This window comes from Parasphingopyxis lamellibrachiae, from assembly GCF_003385775.1.
Lineage (GTDB): Bacteria > Pseudomonadota > Alphaproteobacteria > Sphingomonadales > Sphingomonadaceae > Parasphingopyxis > Parasphingopyxis lamellibrachiae.
In genome coordinates, this window is sequence record NZ_QRDP01000004.1 from 1,020,518 (window position 1) to 1,039,664 (window position 19,147).

Below are 19,147 nucleotides of genomic sequence, written 5' to 3' on the forward strand. Positions count from 1 at the left end.
ACACTATGGCATTACCGCCCCCCTCGGGGCTATAGGGACGCCCGTCACTTTTTCGCTGCACGACAAGGAAAACAGCAATGAACGCAGCGCCAGATACGCGCATCGCCGTGATCGGCCTTGGCTATGTGGGCCTGCCGCTGGCAGTCGCACTCGCCCGCCATTTCCAGGTGATCGGGATCGATGTCAGCGCAACCCGCATCGAAGAGCTGGACGCTGGCCATGATCGCACCGGCGAAATCGACACCGAAGCGCTCAGGGCGTCATCGCTTCGCCTGACCAGCGATCCTGCGGCTGCCCATGGCGCCGACATATTCGTGATCGCCGTTCCGACCCCGGTCGATGCCGACAAAAAACCCGATCTGTCGGCCCTGCTCAGTGCATCGCGAATCGTTGCGCCACTGCTCGATGCGGCGAAACGGCCGGTGATTGTCTATGAATCGACCGTCTATCCGGGCGTTACCGAAGACATTTGCGGGCCGACCCTTGAAGCGGCTTCGGGTCTTAAGCGCGGGGCAGACTTCTTCCTCGGCTATTCGCCCGAGCGGATCAATCCGGGTGACCGCGAACATAGTATCGACAAGATCGTAAAAGTCGTTGCCGGAGAAAATTCCGATGTGAGCAACAAGCTGGCGGCGGTGTACGGCACAATTACCGAAGCTGGCGCGTTCAAGGCGGCCTCGATCAAGGCTGCCGAAGCCGCCAAGGTGATCGAGAACGCCCAGCGCGACATCAATATCGCTTTTATGAACGAAATCGCCCGGGTCTTCGGACCACTCGGGCTTTCGACCTGGGACGTTTTGGAAGCCGCGCGCACGAAATGGAATTTCCTGCCCTTCCAGCCGGGGCTGGTCGGCGGCCACTGTATCGGCGTCGATCCCTATTATCTGAGCCATTGCGCCGAGCAGCTCGGCCATGATCCGCAGGTCATTCTTGCCGGACGCAAGATCAACGATGCCATGGGCGTCTGGGTCGCCGATCAATTGCATGAGCGGCGCGGCGGGAAGTCGGGCAGCGTTCTGGTTCTCGGCCTGACCTTCAAGGAAGACGTGCCCGATCTGCGTAACTCCCGCGTCATCGATGTAATCGCACGACTTCGGGCGCTGGGCCATGATATCCATGTCCACGATCCGCTGGCCAATCGCGAGGAAGCCCTGGCGGAATACGGTGTGGAGCTGGAGTCAGGCCCGCCGGCAGGCCCTCATGACATGGTCTTCGCCGCTGTTCCCCACCAATCCTATCGCGACATGACGGATGCCAGCATTGCGGCGCTCGTCAAAAACGGCGGGCTGCTGGCCGATCTTAAAGGCATGTGGCAGAGCCGCGATCTCGGCGATCTGGCGCGCTGGACGCTTTAGCGCGCCAAGAGTTTCTCGACGATGGCGACATCTTCAGGTGCATCGACCCCTGGCCCGCTCGGCTCCGTTTCGATCAGCCTGATCGCAATTCCCGCCGCAAGATAGCGGAGCTGCTCAAGCGCTTCGGCGCGCTCTTCCGCAGGAACCAGCAGAGTGGAAAAGGCAAGCAGGTCGGACCGCCGATAGGCGTAGATCCCGGCATGCTGGAAATATTGCGCATAATCGCCATGCCGCGGATGGGGAATTTTGGCGCGACTGAAATACAGCGCATCGCCCGCTGCATTGCGCACCACCTTCACCCGGTTCGGGTTGTTCGCCTCTTCGTCGGAAATAGCGTGGCACAGGCTAGCCACCCGCACGATTCGATCTTCGCGCATCATCGCCGCCAGCCGGTCAAGATCGCCCGAGCGGACAAGCGGTTCATCGCCCTGAACATTGATGATCGCATCGGCCTCGATCCGCGCGGCGACCTCAGCAATCCGGTCGCTCCCGCTTTCATGATCGCTTCGGGTCATCTCGACCCGGCCGCCAAATTCGCGAACAGTGTCAGCGATGCGATCATCATCGGTCGCGACGATCACATCGTCAATTCCGCTCGCCGCTCTGGCTTTTTCCCAGACGCGGGTGATCATCGGCTTGCCGGCTATCGGCGTCAGCACTTTGCCGGGAAACCGCGTCGAACCCCATCGAGCCGGAATGATCGCTACGACCTTCATACGCCTGCCCTCATCCGGGGCGCGAAATTGCGGCGATCGCCTTGAGTTCCGCCAGCAGTTCGGGAAGCCATTCAAAGGGCAGCATATTGGGCCCGTCGCATGGCGCATTGTCGGGATCGGGATGGGTTTCCATGAACACGCCGGAAACCGCGCCGGTGGCCACCGCCGCGCGTGCCAAAGCGGGCGCATGCTTGCGTTCGCCGCCGCTGCTTTCGCCCTTTGCGCCCGGCAGCTGCACCGAGTGGGTCGCATCGAATATGACCGGACATCCGCTCGTTTCGCGCATAATCGTCAACCCGCGCATATCGACTACAAGATTGCCATAGCCAAAGGTCGAACCGCGTTCGCAAACAAAGAACTCGGACGGCTTGTCAGCCGCATCGGCGGCGATCCGGGCTTTTTCGATAACCTTTGCCATATCCCAGGGCGCGAGAAACTGGCCCTTCTTGATATTGACCGGTTTGCCGGCAACCGCGACCGCCGCGATAAAATCGGACTGGCGGCACAGAAACGCGGGCGTCTGGAGCATATCGACGGCCTCCGCCGCCGGTGCGACCTGATCTGTGTCATGCACGTCGGTTACGACCGGCACACCCAGCGTCTCGCGAACTTCGGCGAGAATCGACAGCCCGGCATCCATGCCGACACCGCGAAAACTCGCTGCAGAGGTTCTGTTCGCCTTGTCGAATGAGGATTTGTAGACGAGCCCGATGCCCGCCGCGGCGAAGATATCGCGCAGTTCTTCGGCGGTCTCCAGAGCAAAGCTGCGCGATTCAATCGCACATGGGCCGGCCAGAACGAAAAGCTCCTCACCCGCCCAGGGCGAAGGCACCGACTCAGTCATGAATCTGAATAACGCCGAGGACCTTTTTGGCCGGATCGGCCACCACAAGCGCCGTCACGCGCGCATCATGCATCTTTGTGTCAGCATCGTACAGGGTCGCATCGGGGCCGATGGTCAAAGGACCGGGCGTCATGATCTCATGCGCCCGGAGTTCGCCCAGTTCGCTTGCCTGTTCGAGTCCGCGACGCAGATCGCCGTCGGTCACGATGCCGCTCAACGTCTGATCCGCCATCACGAGAACGAGCCCCAGCTTGCCGTCCGACATGATCGGCAGCATGGCCTTGAGCGTTGTATCGGGCGTGCATATCGGCAGGTCCGTCTTGTGCATGGCATCGCGGACCGGTGTTTTTAGCCTTTTTCCGAGTTTACCGCCCGGATGATATTGCGCAAAATCGGCAGCCTTGAACCCGCTGGCTTCGCAAAGTGCAATCGCCAGAGCATCCCCCATCGCCATTGCGACGATAGTCGACGTCGTCGGGGCCAGATTGTGCAGGCAGGCTTCCCGTTCGATCGACCCATCCAGTGCGATGTCCGACTGGCGCGCCAGCGTCGACCGCATATTGCCCGTGATGGAGATGATCGGAACTTCAAGATTGCGCAAATAGGGAATCAGCCCCAGCACTTCGTCCGTCTCGCCGCTTGCCGATATCAGCACGGCTGTGTCTCCGTGTGTGATCATGCCCAGATCGCCATGACCCGCATCTGCACTGTGCACGAAGATGCTCGGCGTCCCGAGCGAGGCGAAGGTTGCGCTGATCTTGCGCGCCACGAGGCCGGACTTTCCCATCCCGGAGACCACAACATGTCTTTTCCGGCTGAGAATCAGGTCGACGGCATCACTGAAACTGCCATCGATCCGTCCCGCCAGTGTCGCCACGGCAGCCGCATTTATCTGCAGCGCGTGGGCAGCGGTCTTTATCGGACTCGACAGTTCATCATGGGAATCAAGACGCGTACGCATCACAGAATCGGTCATTCGGGCCCCTTTGACGACCGGTCTGCAGCATTTTCGCCACAACCCACCGGCCGATTTTGTCTTTTTACTTACTTTTCCTACTTCTAGTGATGACTTTGCGGTTGCGCAACAATAGTACAGACGACGGACGGGCGCAGAGGGAGTAACGTGAATATGAACGGCCCAGTGCTGCCCGCTAGGCTTGTCTCGGAAAATCGCTCGATTTCGGTCGAACAACCCGACCGTCCAGACACCCTGCCTACCATCCCGGACGATGCACCCTATTGTTTCCGCGGCCGCAATATCCTGATGTTACAGGGGCCTGTCGGGCCCTTCTTCAATCGCCTCGCCAAGGACCTGCAATGGGCGGGTGCAAATGTGCACAAAATCAATTTCAATGGCGGCGACTGGTTTTACTATCCGACGAACGCAACCAGTTTCACCGACCCGATCGACAGATTCCCGGCATTCCTGAACCGGATTTGCGACGAGAAGCGGATCGATACGATCATGCTGTTCGGCGATTGCCGAAAAATGCACAGCATCGCGAGCCAGATAGCCGCAGAGCGCAACGTTGAAGTCTATGTGTTCGAGGAAGGCTATATCCGCCCGGATTATATCACGATGGAGTGCCACGGCGTAAACGGACGCAGCACAATGCCGCGCGCCGGAATATTCTATCTGAACACACCAGCCCCCGAACCGGCGGAAACAAGTTCTGTCGGACAAACAATCTGGCATGCCACGGGGTGGGCGTTCACCTATTATTTCTGGGCTATCATTCTGTGGCCCTTCTTCCCCCGTTACCGCCATCATCGCTCGCTAAGCTGGTTCGAGGGCCTTGCCTGGGTGAGAGGGGCCGCGCGCAAATACTGGTATCGCTGGAAGAACAAGCGTGATGTCGACCGGCTGGTTGTCGAGGATCATCCACCCTTTTTCCTGGTTCCGCTGCAGGTCCATAATGATGCGCAGATCGGCGTCCATTCGGAATTCGATACGATCGAGCAGTTTATCAGGCACACCGTGCGTTCTTTCGCGTCTCATGCCGCAGAGAATGCCCTTCTCGTGCTGAAGCACCATCCGATGGACCGCCCCTATACGGACTATACCCGGCTTGTCCGCAGATTACGGGACGAAACAAAGCTCGGTGATCGCCTGATCTACGTTCACGACCCGCATCTACCGACATTGATCAGCGAGGCCCAGGGGCTTGTCACCATCAACAGCACCACCGGAATGTCAGCCATCCACCACAGCAAGCCCACACTGGCGCTTGGCGATGCGATTTATCGCATAGAAGGCCTAACGGCCTCGGTAACGCTCGACGAGTTCTGGACCAAGGCCGACGAATATCCGGTCCATCAGGACCTTTACCGGAATTTCCGGCACCAGCTGATCTACCGGACGCAATTGAACGGCAATTTCTATCGCCGGATCAAGATCCCCGGCACACTTGCCGGCATTGACTGGACGCGTGGGGAGCTGGTCAACGATACGGGAGAATAACTGGTCATTCCCCTGCCCGTGCAGATTTGGCTTACTGCCGAAAACGCTTATACCCACCGTCGCCTTAAAGACGCGCTGCAGCTAGAAGATCCTGAATATCGAGGCGGCGGCCAATCCCGTCTGGCCGAGAATCTGGGTAATATCGCGGATAAACTGCAATGTTTGTCCGGGCGCTTTCGGCGGCACAAGGATGCGATCTCCTGCCCGCACTGCTCCACCGCGCTGCACACTGCCATCGGGATGGATCACGAGCGTGTCCGACCGGTTCGCAAGGTTCGTGAACCCGCCCGCCCTGCGAACATAATCGCGCGCATCGTTACCGGGGGTCCAGAGCAATGTCTGCGGCAGCTCGACTTCACCGGCAATCACAACCGTCTGGTTCACATAGGGTATGATGATCACATCATCGGGTTCCAGCAAAACCTGATCGAGATTGGCATCGTCAGGCAAGGCAACCAAACCGCGCGGCTCGACCAGGCGCGCGCGCGCAATGAAGGCGCCGAGCGAAGTGGCCTGGGCAGCGCGGGCTTGCGCCGAAGCGGCGGACGACGAGGAAGCGGTGTAGATTGCGCGTTCCAGACGCGCGAGATTTTCCTGAAGCAGGACGCGCTGCGTTTCGGCAACGCTGCGCCGCTCCAGATGGATCATCGGCACATCGGCCAGCGGGTCCAACGGAATGCTCGCAATCAGGGGACCAAGATAGTCGCCGCGATTTACAACATAGGCCGATGGCCCCTCATGGGCGCCCATGACGCGAACCACAAAGGTATCGGACGGCGCATCGGCCTCATAACGCACCCGATCGCCATCGGCGAGCGTCAGGGCCGCAAACTCCTCGCGCGACAGATAGGCGTTGAAGGGTGTGCCATTGCGCGTTCCCAGGACCGAAACATGGGTGATTTCAGGGCGCGGCCGCGAATAGCGGAGCAATTCGCTGCCCGTGCCCGCTACATTGGCGAATTCGAACGTATAGGGCGCGCGTGCGTCGCCGCTGACGGATACGACAGGCCCCTGCTGGCCCACCACAATGACATCGCCGTTGCGCAGACTAACCCCGGTCATGTCGCCGTTGAGCAAGAAATCGTACAGATCGACAGCGCCGAGCGTTTCCCCGTTTCTCCGAACCAGTATGTGGCGATAACTGCCACGATCAGCATCGATACCGCCGGCGGCCTGCAGAAAGCCGATTACAGACGACTGGCTGATGCCTGTATGTCCACCGGGCTGGCGCACCGGGCCGGTAACAAAGACCTGAATTTCGCCGGCATCGGCCACCGTGGCATAGACCTGCACAGTCGATTGATAGACCCGGGAGGATGCTGCGGAGACGACATCGTTCACATCGGCCGACCGTGTTCCCGCGATCATGACGGGACCGACATTGGGCAAGGCGATATTGCCTTCGGCATCCACCACGAGGCGTGCCGTTTCATTGACCAGCCCATAAGTAGTGACCGAAACCACATCGCCCGGCTGCACGACATAGTTGGGATCGGCGGCACCCGATATCTCGTCGCCCCCTTCCTGCTGGAAAAGCTCAGCCCCAAACGGCTGCGGACGGGTGCCCGCGAGCTGGTCCTGTCTCAAAGTCGTCCGCCGCGCCTCTGAACCACGCTGATCGTCCTGAATAACGGCTGCCGGCGCCGACCCTGCTCCGACAGCGCTCGCACCGGAGTCTGCGTCGATCTGCGCCACTGCAGGCGAGACGGCCATGACCAGCAGCACAACCGCAAATGAAGCGAACAGGCGATAAAGATGCGAAAATCTGGTCATTCCATATGGTCCTTGACGACGGAATAGCCGAGCGTCGCAATGGCCATCAACAGGGCCGCCGCAATCGCAAAGGCGAATATATTGGCGAAGCGCGACCAATAGTTCGAAACTTCGGGAAGCCTAGGCGGGACAAAGGGAACGAGATAGCGGCGTTCATTCGCCCGTTGGGCAATCGCCTGGCGTTCCGCCTGGATAGCCGCATAATAGGCTTGCTGAGCAAACTCATAATCTAGCAACGCCGTTTGCGCGCTGACATCGCGTGATGCCTCGGACACGCCGAAACCGTCGCGTGCTTCCTGTAATGCGGCCGCCCGCTGCGCCTCGAGCGCCGCAATACGTTCGTCCATCGCGCGAATCTGCGGCGAATCCGGACGGAATTGCGCAATAGCGGCGGCGCGCTCAACCCGTGCATTGGCAAGCTGACCTTCGATCTGGCCTACAAGCCCAACCTGTTGCGCAGCCTCCCCTTCCAGGGTCGTTGCCCGGTTGGCCCGGGATGTAATTACGCGTCGCCGCGCTTCGTTATAGGCTTCGCGTCTTGAAGCCACCTCTTCGCCGGCCACGCGAACGGCTTCATCCTGCACGCGGCCGTTTAGCGCATTCACCACATTTTCGGTTTCTGAAAGAACGCCCTGCGCCAGGCGAAGAGAATCTTCGGGCGTATAGGCACGCACGTTGACGGTAATAATCTTCGACGTCGCATCATAGCCAGCGTTGACCTGGCCTCGCCAGAATTCCGCCTTCCTTTCAACGGCAGCGGAGGGTGCTATGCGCGCCCAGGGGTCGAAGCTCCACCCGCCATAGGCGACATCGAAACCGTAATTTTCCTGAAGCTGCCTGATCATCGCGCTGGACGTGATATATTCCGTTACGACCAGCCCATCATTGGTCGATGTGGAAATTGCGGGAAGCCCGATACCGCCGAGAAGATCAGGCTGCTGCTGCTTAAGCCCCTGGATCGTAAACATCATTTCGGTATCATATTCGGGCCGGGCAAGCAGCGCATAATAGATGAATACGAGAAATGTCGGGATCACAATCCCGGCTGCAATGATACGAAAGCGCAAACGGCGGCGGGCATGGCGGTCGCTTGCCTCTTCCGGCCGGATACGAAACCAGTCCTTGGCGCTTTCCAGAAGTTCTGCCCGGTTCATCACTGTGTAACTCGCTCATAATGCTCGGCAGCCTCTTCCACGCTATCGAACATATCGAGGCGCCCCTTGTGAACCACACCGGCACGGTCACAATATTCTTTGATCATGTTTGGCATATGAGAGGTCAACAATATATCAGCCTCTTCCCTACGCTTCGCAAATTCGGCTTTGCATTTTTCCTGGAACTTGAAATCGCCTACGGCAAGCGACTCATCGATCACATAGACCTGGAACCTGATAGCCATGCTGAGGGCGAATGCCAAACGCGACTGCATGCCGGACGAGTATGTGCGCACCGGCTCATGAATGGCATTCCCGATTTCTGCGAAATCCTCAACAAAATCGGAAACCTCTTTGATATCAGCATTGTAGATACGGCAAACGAAGCGCAGATTCTCCATCCCGGTCAGCGAACTGTTGAACGAAGACGCGAAACCCAGGCGCCAGCTTATGGAGACGTCCTTGCGGACATCGCCGAATGTCGGGCGTTCGGCCCCACAGATTATCCGCAACAAAGTTGATTTGCCGGCCCCGTTTACGCCCAATATTCCATAGCTGTGGCCGCGCTCGAACACCGCATTGATATCGTGCAGCACTGTCTTTCGCCCGCTTCTTCGCGATCGATATGTCTTGGAAACGTTGCGCAGTTCAATGGTCATGGCGGCTAACTGACTATTTCCTCATCGCCCGTCATCAAAAGGATGCGGTCAACCACCAGGCCGATTATCAGCGAAACCGTTCCGAATGCCATGGGATAGGTAATCGAATACACATCGCTTTCGAAGGTCGGGATGGCGGCAGACCTTATCCACTCGACCAGATGCGCCACAGGATTGAATAGCAGATAATAGCGAACGCTTTCCGGCATTTGTTCTAGCGTGAAGAAAATGCCCGACAGCAGAAACAGCGGACGGCTCATATAACCCCAGATATTTATCCAAACTGGAATGATGCGGGCCAGGCTGGAGCTCAAAAACATCGTCCCGAACGTGAAATAAAAAAGCGCAAGCATTGCCAGTAGCAACTGCACCGGATCACCCAGGAACCAACTGGGCGACACATCGGCAACCAGTTGAAGTCCTACAATAAAGATAAAAATCACGAAAACTGTGGTGGCGGCTTCAAGCAGAATTCGTGCTACAATGATATCGGCCGGCATGACTTGCGGGTAAGTCAGCAAGCCTAGGCTGGCGCTAACAGCCGTCGCGCCTTGCCCGACCGCACCACGCCAGAACAGGAGTGGAACTATCCCAGTTACGAAAAAAACAGAAACTGGCGATCCGACAGGAGATGATCTGCCAAGAACCGCAAATATACCGATGAATACAGCGAGCAGCATAAGCGGGTCGATAATTGCCCAAGCATAGCCGATATTGGAACTACCATAGCGCGTGCGCGATTCCCGCATGATCACCGCAAAAATAACGCGCCCCATCACGACCAAACATTGCCGGAGTTCGGCAAACCAATCCTTGCTGAAAGGCATGTAATCGCCAATGCGGGTGGGAAGTTGTTTTGCCACGATGCTAGGCTGCGGTGCCGATCTGGCCGATGCCGTGATAGGAAAGGCCCGCCTGCGCTGCCTCTTCCTGAGAATAGATGTTGCGCAGATCAACCAATATGGGTTGAGCCAGAATCTCGGCAACCCGATCAAGGTCGAGCGCTCGAAACTCGTCCCACTCCGTCACGATGACAAGCGCATCCGCACCGTTCGCCGCTGCATAGGGGTTGTCGCAGAATACGACATTTTCAAGGACAGTGCGCGCTTGTTCCGTACCTTCCGGATCATAGGCCCGGATTGTCGCCCCTTCGTCCTGCAATGCCTGGATGATCGAAATTGACGGGGAATCGCGCATATCGTCTGTATTCGGTTTGAAGGTCAGCCCTAGCAGGGCGACCGTCTTGCCGCGCACATCGCCATTCATAGCCTTGACGACCTTGCGCCCCATGGCTCGTTTGCGCGCATCGTTCACCTTGACCACAGACTCCACGATGCGCAGCGGCACCTGCTCGTCCTCAGCAGTCTTTAAGAGCGCAAGCGTATCTTTCGGAAAGCAGGACCCGCCATAGCCAGGGCCGGCATGGAGAAATTTGGGCCCGATGCGATTGTCGAGCCCGATCCCGCGCGAAACCATTTGCACATCGGCACCGACCGACTCGCACAGATCGGCAATCTCATTGATGAAGGTGATCTTGGTCGCGAGGAATGCATTGGCCGCATATTTGATGATTTCAGCCGTCCGGCGGGTTGTGAAGAGCAAGGGCGCGCGGTTCAGATTGAGCGGCCGATAGATCGCTTCGAGGAGCTCGCGGGCTCGCACACCCTCTACCCCTGCTACAATCCGGTCCGGATGTTTGAAATCGGTGATGGCCGCGCCTTCGCGCAAAAATTCCGGGTTCGAGGCAACCGACACTTCGGCATCGGGCGCGGTCTCGCGGATCAGTCGCTCCACTTCGTCGCCGGTTCCCACGGGCACAGTGGATTTGGTCACGACAACCGCCGGTCCGGTCAGCGCCTGGGCGATCTCCCTGGCCGCTGCATAGACATAGGTGAGATCCGCATGACCATCCCCGCGCCGCGACGGCGTGCCCACCGCGATAAACACAGCGTCCGCTCCCGCAACGCCTTCGGCTAGGTCCGTCGTGAACGACAATCTCCCCGCATCGACATTATGCGCGACCAGGGCTTCGAGGCCCGGCTCGTAGATCGGCATCACACCCTTTTCGAGCGCGGCGATCTTGTCGGCATCCTTGTCGACGCACACGACCTGATGGCCAAAATCCGAAAAACAGGCTCCGGAAACCAGGCCGACATAGCCTGTTCCAATCATGGCAATACGCATTGCATTCGTCCCAAAACTCTTCGGGCGCTGTTACAATAGCCATCCGGCATGCGCCACCCCGCTGTAATAAAATCAAGCTTATAGCGGCCGGATGAACAGTTCATAGAGATCGGCCAAGGGGTCGTCGCCTGATACCGGCTGAACGGGGCCTGGCGGATGGCGAAACGCATCCCGCATCTGCACGGCCTGATCACCCCCTGCTGCCAATACTGCACCTGGCTCGGCAATGAACGCCGCCTGCGCATCCCAGGCAGATTGGCTGGCAAGCACCGGAAGTCCCCGAGCAAGTGCCTGAACGCTAAGCATCGGGATTTCGGATCCCAGCGCTTCCTCCGCGATCCGCGGAAACACCGCCAGATCCAGCGCTGCAAGCAACGACGGCCAGCGTTGCGGCGGCGGCATGCCAACAAAATTCACCTGATCGGTCAGCCCAAGCGCCTCTGCTTTGCTGGAGAGATGCGCGCTGCGGCTTCCCTTGCCGAATATCAGCAACTGCCCGGCCTCACCGGTTGCCGCGAGCGCAGCAAAAGCTTCGAGGCAGAGCACTGACCCGGCATCTTCATCAAGCGTCGCGAAACAGCCGACCGTCCGCGACACCGGCCTGACGCCATATTCGGCGAGAGCGGCGGTCATCATCTCATCATCCGCAGCGTCAGCTGCATCGCCAGCGTCGCCGGCAACAAGACAATCAATATCCAGCGCGCCCAGACGGGTTCCCAGAGCCATGCTACGCGCGATCAGGATATCGGCATGGGCGGCAAGGCCCTTGAGCCGGATACCGTCAACCGCTTCGCGCTCGCTGCCGCTGGAGCGCAGCATCGATGCAGGGGGATTGGCGATATCGAGGATGATGCGGCATCCGGCGGCGTGTGCATCGACCACCATCGCGCAGGCCATGCCAATCGAGTTCGCGAAAATATGCACGGCGGAGAAAGCGGCGAAATCGGGCTTGTCGGCCGGAGCTACGATCGAAACCGTCGCACCCGCTTTGCGGGCATCTTCTCGTGCCTTCAGAACCCGCGGCAAAGCGGCCCATCTAGGGGGGCAGATGATCACCAGGCCGCCTTCGCCGGTATTGCCCGGGCCGTGCGCCGGCGACTCTCCCCAGCGCCCTCGTTCGAGCAAGGCCGCGTCTTCCATCATCAGATCGCAGAGGCGAATTTGCGGCGGTGAAAGAGGCTGGCGACCGCAAATGGCTGCACACAGGCTGGCAGGCGCAAGAACCAGCCCTTTCTCGCGCAATCGCACCGCCAGCGCAAAAAGGCGCTGTTCACCGGGATATTTCCTCGCGGCATCTTCGCCAATGCGCGCCGCCTTTTCCGGGGCGTCGTCGAGCGTCGCATGCGCCAATTCGGCCAATGCCCTTGCCTTGGCGGCGGGTTCGGCCTTTTCGGCTCGGACCCAGTCGATCGCGGCATCCAATCCTTGGGCGGCGGCCCGTTCGAACGCCGGGTCGACAAGGCGCAATATCGACGCGACATCGTCGGTAAAACTGTTGGGCACGCGTTCGCGGCGCTTGGCCCGTTGTTTCATGCTCAGCCGCCGAATGCGGCCCGGCAAGGCAAGCAGGCCTTTCAGGCTGCGCGCCTCGATCAGCGCCCGGCCCAAGCCATGCGCCAGCGTCCGATGCGCATTGATCACGCGATATTCCAACAGCCGCTTTTCCGTCGTGAGTGCCAGCACCTGCCGTTCGGCCGCCTCGCGCGCTGCCTGCTCCTCGCGAAGCCGCGCGGTCAGCGCCGCTGCATCCAGCTCTGGGGGTGCGTCTTCGCTAATCGGTGAGGCCCTCGAATTGCATATGCCGCGTGTCTATGCTGCGCCCGGCTCTTCTGGCAAGCGCGGTGATTCCAGTCCGGCATGCCGGAACATCCACTGAGCGCGATAGCGATACCGCTCGAGCCCCAGCAGGCCGCCTTCCCGGTTCCGACTCAGCGAACCGGAACGCCAGCGTGCAACCAGAAGGACGGCCGGGTCCCTTGCGACCGCAGCCTTGCCATGCAGCATTTCGAGCCGTGCGAACATTTCGGAATCCGCTCCTGTCGCAACCGCGTCGAACGGCCCGGCAGCGACAAGCGTTTCGCGCCGCAGAGCCATGGTAATCGGCACCGGGCGGACCAGCGGAAATATGCGCGGGGCGACAGGCCTGCCTGCATCGTCCATGCGAATATGGTTTGCGATCGCCACAGTCCCGGAGCCCAGCGCGGCGATCTGCCGTGCGAGCCGTTCCCCGGGGGACCAGTCATCGGCATCTAGAAAGGTGACATATTCGCCCGTGGCCGCCGCAATGGCCGTGTTGCGGGCGCCATAAACGCCCGGTTCGCGCACATTAGCCAGAAGCACGATCCTGCCATCGGAGTCCGCAAGGCGGCGGACAATCGCCGGGCTTTCATCGTCCGACCGATCGTCGACCGCCAGTATCTCCACATTCCGCCAGCTCTGCCCGGTTATCGAGGCAATGGCCGTTTCGATTGTCCCGGCAGCATTATGGTAGGGAATGACCACTGAAACCTTCGGCCCTTCGGACACCGGTGGAGTCTCGCCGCGCAGAGTGTCGATAGTGAAGGCGCCGGAACCGGAAGCGAGCGGAGCGCCGAGATCGTCATGGCCGAACATGGCGTTGAGCGCTTCTCTCGCCGCTCCCCATTCGCCCGCGCAAATCTCGATATGCGCCCGGATTGCGGCGGCCTCCCGGCTATTTTCTCCTGCCTGACCGAGATGCCCGCGCGCATCTTCCGGCCGATCCAGCGCCAGCAGGCATGCGGCCAGGCCCGTGTGATCGCCGGGTTCAAGCAATTCCAATGCGGTCTCGCAATCATGCAGGGCGACCAGCCTGGCGGCGAGCTTTCGCGAGTTCCCCCGCAGCGCAGCAAGCGCCTCCATCGCCTTGCCATCGGCTTTGCCGAGCGCGGCCGCTGCGAGCGCGCGTCCCCTACGCCCCTTCGCATCCGATGCCTGTGCCGCCATGGCGAACGGATAGAGCCCCAGGCGAGCCAGAACATAGGGATCGCGCGCGGCTCCCCCGAGCGCTGCCCAATGCATGGCTCGATCCGCCGCCAAGCGCGCCGCCCAGCGCCGGATTGGCGCGATGGGCAACCCGGCCAGCCTCTCCAGCAGCCTGTCATTTGGAAACCGCGCCAGAACCCCTACTCCTCTTCGCATTTGCGGCGCACGCCGCCGCATTCTATGGCGAAGATTGTGACTGGCAGCTTACCCGCCCCCGTGCAACGCCCGGCGCTTTCGCCCATGGCGGATCCGTTGACCGAAGCGCTTGAACGAGGCGTTCTGGATTCTGTAGCGGTGGCGTTGAGCGAGGAAGAGGCGCTGACCGAAGCGGCGGCTCTGGTCGAGGAGGCAGACCGGGGCGACTATACACCCTGGCTGCTCTCCCGCGCGATCGATATCGCCGTGCAATTTCCCGACAATGAGCGGCCGCAACTTTACGTTGGAAAGCTTCTCAACCTGTCCGGTGATGCCGAATCAGCACGCCTCTGTTGGCGCTCAATGATTGAAAGATTTCCAAGCTCTTACAATATCTTTCCGGAATATCTTCGCACCGTCTTAAAAGCTTCCGGAACCGCGGCGGCGACGCAAATTCTCGCCTCCCATATGGCGGCGACACATTCTGAAAACGATCCTGCCAACGCTCTGCTCATTGCCCGCTGCCTTGCCTTGCTCGACAATCGCGACGAAGCTCTGGCGCTGCTGCAAAAGGCCGAACCATCTGGGAATTTGGCCGCGGAAATCGCCATGGAAAAGGCGCGACTGTTGCGGATGGCGGGCCAGTTCGACGAAGCGGTTTCGCTCCTGGAAAACAGTGAATCATCGGCAATCGACCCCGAATTTTCCCGTGACATGCGGCTGGCGGCCAGATTGTTCAGCGGGCCGCACGCGGCAGGCCCGCCCAGCGTTGCCGCGCTCGATATGCTGCTGAAATCTGCCATTGAGCGACGCAGGAACAGACCTCCAGCCAGCCCGGAACGCACGATCGGCGGCGTTATCCTGATCGGCGGGTCACTCGGCGGGGGCGGCGCCGAACGCCAGCTGGCCAACACGGCCCTGGGGCTTTCCGCGAATGCCGGCCAGCATGACCGGATTCATGGCCCTGTGAGCATTTTCTGCCGTAAGCTGGATCGCCGCCGCAGCAACGATTTCTATCTGGCGCGGCTGGAAAAAGCCAATATCCGGGTTTCCGACTATCTCTCTGCCCAACCATGGGGCGGAAGTCCGGATAGCAGCATCCTTGCGCCGTCGCGGGAACTGATCGCGCTATTGCCGCCACGGATGCGGGAAGGCGTGATCAGGCTGACCGAACTGTTGCGCTATGAGGCCCCGGACGTGGTTCAGATATGGCAGGACGGCATGATCTTTGCCGCCGGCCTCGCCGCATTGATGGCGAATGTGCCGCGGATCATTCTCAATGTGCGGACCATGCCGCCGAACAACCGGAAAGACCGGCAAAAGCCTGAACAGCAAACCCTGTACCGCGGACTTCTCTCTGCACAGGGCGTTACCCTGACTGCCAATTCCAGGATCGCAGCCAGTGCCTATGAAGAATGGCTCGATCTGCCTTCCGGCAGTGTGGCGACGGTGGCCAATGGAGTCGATCCCCTGCCCCAGGATGCACCAGAGGATGAACGGGCGCGCTGGGAACGGTTCGACAGGCAGGCCGGCGGAACCGGGTTCATATTTGGCGGCGTCATGCGGTTTGACGACAATAAGCGCCCATTGCTGTGGCTGGAGATTTGCACGGCCATGGCGCGCAAGGACCCGCAGGCGCGGTTCATCATTGCGGGCAGTGGGCCGCTACGTGGAGCCGCCGAAGCATTTGCGCGCAGTGCCGGTATAGGAAACCGGACCCTGTTCGTCGGGCGCACCACGCATGTCGGTTTCTGGTTGGGAAAAATGGATGCTCTGGGGCTCACATCACGCCATGAAGGCGTTCCCAACGCGCTGATAGAAGCGCAACTGGCCGGCGTTCCGGTGATTACAACCCCTGCCGGCGGCGCGCTCGAAGCCGTTGCGCCGCATCCGGCCAACCTTGTGATGGCCAGTGCAGAATTGCCGGACCCGCAGGAAGCGGCAACGCATTTGCTGGCCCTGTCGCGCCGGGATGGGGAAAAACGCCACGCCATCCGGGCCGATCTTGCCACCTGGGCGAGCAATCAATTTGCGATGGCGCGAATGACGGAGCGGACGCTCGATATCTTTGCGGCGCGCTGATTTGACAGGCCATATTCCCAAACAACCGGCTGGTCCCGGATAACAAAGGGGGCGCCGATCCGAAGATCGACGCCCTTCCGCTAGGAATGCGGGGTATTTGGGTGGATTATCCTAGTTGCGATTATAGATAATCATCACACGGCGATTGGCGGGTTCCCTTACGCCATCCCCGGTATCGACAGCCGGGCGATCTTCGCCGAACGAACTGACCGAGATACTCGCTCCGGGAATGCCCCCTGCCGTCAGGATATTCCGTACGGTTTCCGCCCGTCGCGCCGAGAGATCGTCATTATAGTCTGGCGGCCCGGACGTGTCGGTATGGCCTTCCAGCATGATCGTTACATAACAGCTGCCGTTTCCGAACTCGACATGCCGCGCAACGATCTGGCGAAGGGTCTGCAGCGAATCCTCGTCGGATTGCGTCAACCTGCCATCCTCTGTGGAGAATACATCCCTGTCCCAGCCAAAGATAACCGATGTGGTGGTATCGCAAACCACGGGAGGTTCGCGGCAGAGCTCCGCCGGATTGCCGCCGCGCGGATAGGTTGTGTTCGGGATATAGGGCGGTGAGGGACATGGCAGCACACAAAAGGCAGCTGCGTCTTGCCCGGCAGGAACCGGCGTACCGTCGCCGCAAACCGGCTGCGGATCCGGCATCCGGCAGACGCCGTCGATGATTTCACGCGGCGGCGCGCAATCGGGCCCGGACCCGAAGTTGTAGGTCAGCGTAACCAGCGCACTGTGCGAGCGGACATCCGTTTCGTCCGAGGTGCTGTAGAAGCTGTTCGTTCCGACATCGTCCTGGTTGAAGAAGCGATATTTCACGCCGATGTCGAAGTTCCGGGAAAGCGGATAGCGGACGCCGGCAACAAGCTGCCAGGCGAAGCCCGAATCCGAATCGTCGGTGATGACCGGCGCAGCGTCCGTAACCCGGATGCCGTCAAAGCTGGTGCGGGCAATGCCGACACCGCCACCGATATAACCCTGGAAACCGTCGTCATCGCCAAAGTCCAGAAGACCGTTGGCCATGAAGGCGAGGATCCGCATGCTGCCCTGCGCGCCATTCCACTGGAACGGGTTGCCCGGAGGATTGCCGTTCGGGCCGCCCGGATTGTAGTTGACACTCGTGCCGGTAACCGTGCCTGCAATCGGCAGGATCGAACCCAGATTCTGTTCAATCGTCGTTACTTCAGCACGGCGATACGAAACATCGGCTTCCAGACGGAACCAGCCGAAATCATAACCCAGAATGCCGCCAACGTCGAAGCCAGGCTCCGTGTTGATGCTGTAGGCATTGTTGGCGAATACACCGGCTGAATTGGTGACATCGATATCAGCATTGCTGATGATCGTCCCACCGGCCTCTGCACCGATATACCAAGAATCGTCGCGAGCCAGCGCTGGCGTAGCCGCCAGAATTAGTGACAAAGCCACTGTAAATATCGATTTTAACATGCCCCCCCCAATACTAACCGTTCGTAATTCAATAAATCAGACCGTCAGTATTGCATAAACTATGCTTTACTTCGGGGTTGGTCAAGATTTGGCCAGAACGATGCCACCGAAGCGGATCGAACGGCACAAAAAAAGGGGCCGGTCTCGCGACCGGCCCCTCCCTTTATTGGCTTGCGCCGATCCTTACATGCCGGGGCCGTAAGTGATCTCAACGCGACGGTTCTGCTGTTCGCGAACCCCATCGGCGGTGTCGACCAGCGGACGACCTTCACCAAAGGCTTCACTCGACATCGAACCGTCCGGAACACCGCGCGAAGCGAGGTACGCACGAACCGAAGAGTTACGACGCTCAGACAGACCTACGTTGTAGGTTGCCGAACCGGACCTGTCGGCGTGACCAGCAAGCATAACCGAAGTCGGGCAACGACCGGTCTGATACTGGGCAGCAACCGCATCAAGCACCGAAGCTGCGTCCGGGCGAATGTCCGACTGATCCCAGTCGAAGAACACCAGGAACGGACCAGGCTCACACGGAGGCGGCGGAGGCGGAGGCTCTACCGGCGGCGGAGGCGTCACAACAGGCGGAGGCGGAGGCTCTACCGGAGGCGGAGGCGGCGACCCGAAGTTGTAGGTCAGCGTAACCAGCGCACTGTGCGAGCGGACATCCGTTTCGTCCGAGGTGCTGTAGAAGCTGTTCGTTCCGACATCGTCCTGGTTGAAGAAGCGATATTTCACGCCGATGTCGAAGTTCCGGGAAAGCGGATAGCGGACGCCGGCAACAAGCTGCCAGGCGAAGCCCGAATCCGAATCGTCGGTGATGACCGGCGCAGCGTCCGTAACCCGGATGCCGTCAAAGCTGGTGCGGGCAATGCCGACACCGCCACCGATATAACCCTGGAAACCGTCGTCATCGCCAAAGTCCAGAAGACCGTTGGCCATGAAGGCGAGGATCCGCATGCTGCCCTGCGCGCCATTCCACTGGAACGGGTTGCCCGGAGGATTGCCGTTCGGGCCGCCCGGATTGTAGTTGACACTCGTGCCGGTAACCGTGCCTGCAATCGGCAGGATCGAACCCAGATTCTGTTCAATCGTCGTTACTTCAGCACGGCGATACGAAACATCGGCTTCCAGACGGAACCAGCCGAAATCATAACCCAGAATGCCGCCAACGTCGAAGCCAGGCTCCGTGTTGATGCTGTAGGCATTGTTGGCGAATACACCGGCTGAATTGGTGACATCGATATCAGCATTGCTGATGATCGTCCCACCGGCCTCTGCACCGATATACCAAGAATCGTCGCGAGCCAGCGCTGGCGTAGCCGCCAA

15 protein-coding genes are annotated in these 19,147 nt (G+C 59.9%); 3 read left to right on the top strand and 12 right to left on the bottom strand.

What is annotated here, in order from left to right:
* Positions 1-77 precede the first annotated feature (77 nt).
* Positions 78-1,355, top strand: coding sequence for a nucleotide sugar dehydrogenase (locus DFR46_RS05130; protein ID WP_116235469.1), 1,278 nt, complete (start codon positions 78-80; stop codon positions 1,353-1,355).
* Here the strand turns inward: DFR46_RS05130 and kdsB are convergent.
* From kdsB to DFR46_RS05145, 3 genes are read right to left on the bottom strand one after another with little or no spacing between them, the layout of a single operon-like run.
* The gene (kdsB, locus tag DFR46_RS05135) at positions 1,352-2,071 is read right to left on the bottom strand and encodes a 3-deoxy-manno-octulosonate cytidylyltransferase (protein WP_116235470.1); all 720 of its coding nucleotides are present in this window, start codon (positions 2,069-2,071) and stop codon (positions 1,352-1,354) included. The genes DFR46_RS05130 and kdsB overlap by 4 nt on opposite strands.
* A 10-nt stretch (positions 2,072-2,081) precedes the next feature.
* Positions 2,082-2,915 carry a 3-deoxy-8-phosphooctulonate synthase gene (kdsA, locus tag DFR46_RS05140; RefSeq protein WP_116235471.1) on the bottom strand — a complete coding sequence of 278 codons (834 nt, stop codon included), beginning with the start codon at positions 2,913-2,915 and terminating at the stop codon, positions 2,082-2,084.
* Positions 2,908-3,891, bottom strand: coding sequence for a KpsF/GutQ family sugar-phosphate isomerase (locus DFR46_RS05145; protein ID WP_211306376.1), 984 nt, complete (start codon positions 3,889-3,891; stop codon positions 2,908-2,910). Before DFR46_RS05145 ends, kdsA begins: the two co-directional genes overlap by 8 nt.
* A 153-nt stretch (positions 3,892-4,044) precedes the next feature.
* Between DFR46_RS05145 and DFR46_RS05150 the strand changes: the two genes are divergently transcribed.
* Positions 4,045-5,376, top strand: coding sequence for a capsule biosynthesis protein (locus DFR46_RS05150; protein WP_116235472.1), 1,332 nt, complete (start codon positions 4,045-4,047; stop codon positions 5,374-5,376).
* A gap of 81 nt (positions 5,377-5,457) precedes the next feature.
* Here the strand turns inward: DFR46_RS05150 and DFR46_RS05155 are convergent, their stop codons facing one another.
* The 7 genes from DFR46_RS05155 to DFR46_RS05185 form a co-directional block, all read right to left on the bottom strand.
* Complete coding sequence (locus tag DFR46_RS05155) at positions 5,458-7,149, bottom strand: polysaccharide biosynthesis/export family protein (protein WP_116235473.1); 1,692 nt, start codon at positions 7,147-7,149, stop codon at positions 5,458-5,460.
* On the bottom strand, positions 7,146-8,303 hold the full coding sequence (locus DFR46_RS05160) for a KpsE/RkpR family capsule polysaccharide export protein (RefSeq protein WP_116235474.1): 1,158 nt from the start codon (positions 8,301-8,303) through the stop codon (positions 7,146-7,148). The genes DFR46_RS05155 and DFR46_RS05160 overlap by 4 nt, the downstream gene beginning before the upstream one ends.
* Positions 8,303-8,899 carry an ABC transporter ATP-binding protein gene (locus DFR46_RS05165; protein WP_245953691.1) on the bottom strand — a complete coding sequence of 199 codons (597 nt, stop codon included), beginning with the start codon at positions 8,897-8,899 and terminating at the stop codon, positions 8,303-8,305. The genes DFR46_RS05160 and DFR46_RS05165 overlap by 1 nt, the downstream gene beginning before the upstream one ends.
* Positions 8,900-8,967: 68 nt before the next feature.
* Positions 8,968-9,825 carry an ABC transporter permease gene (locus DFR46_RS05170; protein WP_147297621.1) on the bottom strand — a complete coding sequence of 286 codons (858 nt, stop codon included), beginning with the start codon at positions 9,823-9,825 and terminating at the stop codon, positions 8,968-8,970.
* A 4-nt stretch (positions 9,826-9,829) separates the two neighbouring features.
* Positions 9,830-11,146: a UDP-glucose dehydrogenase family protein gene (locus DFR46_RS05175; RefSeq protein WP_116235477.1), complete on the bottom strand. Its 1,317-nt coding sequence runs from the start codon at positions 11,144-11,146 to the stop codon at positions 9,830-9,832.
* A 78-nt stretch (positions 11,147-11,224) separates the two neighbouring features.
* The gene (locus DFR46_RS05180; RefSeq protein WP_147297622.1) at positions 11,225-12,829 is read right to left on the bottom strand and encodes a glycosyltransferase; all 1,605 of its coding nucleotides are present in this window, start codon (positions 12,827-12,829) and stop codon (positions 11,225-11,227) included.
* A 126-nt stretch (positions 12,830-12,955) separates the two neighbouring features.
* Positions 12,956-14,305, bottom strand: a complete 1,350-nt coding sequence (locus DFR46_RS05185; protein ID WP_162843395.1) for a glycosyltransferase family 2 protein — start codon at positions 14,303-14,305, stop codon at positions 12,956-12,958.
* A gap of 36 nt (positions 14,306-14,341) precedes the next feature.
* Between DFR46_RS05185 and DFR46_RS05190 the strand changes: the two genes are divergently transcribed.
* Positions 14,342-16,366 (top strand): glycosyltransferase, encoded by a 2,025-nt coding sequence (locus DFR46_RS05190; RefSeq protein ID WP_162843396.1) that lies wholly within the window; start codon positions 14,342-14,344, stop codon positions 16,364-16,366.
* A 111-nt stretch (positions 16,367-16,477) separates the two neighbouring features.
* On the opposite strand, the gene DFR46_RS05195 is transcribed toward DFR46_RS05190, so the two are convergent.
* Both DFR46_RS05195 and DFR46_RS05200 read right to left on the bottom strand, forming a co-directional pair.
* Positions 16,478-17,821 (bottom strand): OmpA family protein, encoded by a 1,344-nt coding sequence (locus tag DFR46_RS05195; RefSeq protein WP_116235480.1) that lies wholly within the window; start codon positions 17,819-17,821, stop codon positions 16,478-16,480.
* A 183-nt stretch (positions 17,822-18,004) separates the two neighbouring features.
* Positions 18,005-19,147 (bottom strand): OmpA family protein, encoded by a 1,143-nt coding sequence (locus tag DFR46_RS05200; protein WP_116235481.1) that lies wholly within the window; start codon positions 19,145-19,147, stop codon positions 18,005-18,007.

Bases quoted from the DNA above. Each gene is read 5' to 3' on its own strand.
- DFR46_RS05175 (WP_116235477.1), bottom strand. From the start codon at position 11,146: ATGCGTATTGCCATGATTGGAACAGGCTATGTCGGCCTGGTTTCCGGA.
- DFR46_RS05150 (WP_116235472.1), top strand. From the start codon at position 4,045: ATGAACGGCCCAGTGCTGCCCGCTAGGCTTGTCTCGGAAAATCGCTCG.
- kdsA (WP_116235471.1), bottom strand. From the start codon at position 2,915: ATGACTGAGTCGGTGCCTTCGCCCTGGGCGGGTGAGGAGCTTTTCGTT.
- kdsB (WP_116235470.1), bottom strand. From the start codon at position 2,071: ATGAAGGTCGTAGCGATCATTCCGGCTCGATGGGGTTCGACGCGGTTT.
- DFR46_RS05145 (WP_211306376.1), bottom strand. From the start codon at position 3,891: ATGACCGATTCTGTGATGCGTACGCGTCTTGATTCCCATGATGAACTG.
- DFR46_RS05155 (WP_116235473.1), bottom strand. From the start codon at position 7,149: ATGACCAGATTTTCGCATCTTTATCGCCTGTTCGCTTCATTTGCGGTT.
- DFR46_RS05195 (WP_116235480.1), bottom strand. From the start codon at position 17,821: ATGTTAAAATCGATATTTACAGTGGCTTTGTCACTAATTCTGGCGGCT.
- DFR46_RS05160 (WP_116235474.1), bottom strand. From the start codon at position 8,303: ATGAACCGGGCAGAACTTCTGGAAAGCGCCAAGGACTGGTTTCGTATC.
- DFR46_RS05185 (WP_162843395.1), bottom strand. From the start codon at position 14,305: ATGCGAAGAGGAGTAGGGGTTCTGGCGCGGTTTCCAAATGACAGGCTG.
- DFR46_RS05130 (WP_116235469.1), top strand. From the start codon at position 78: ATGAACGCAGCGCCAGATACGCGCATCGCCGTGATCGGCCTTGGCTAT.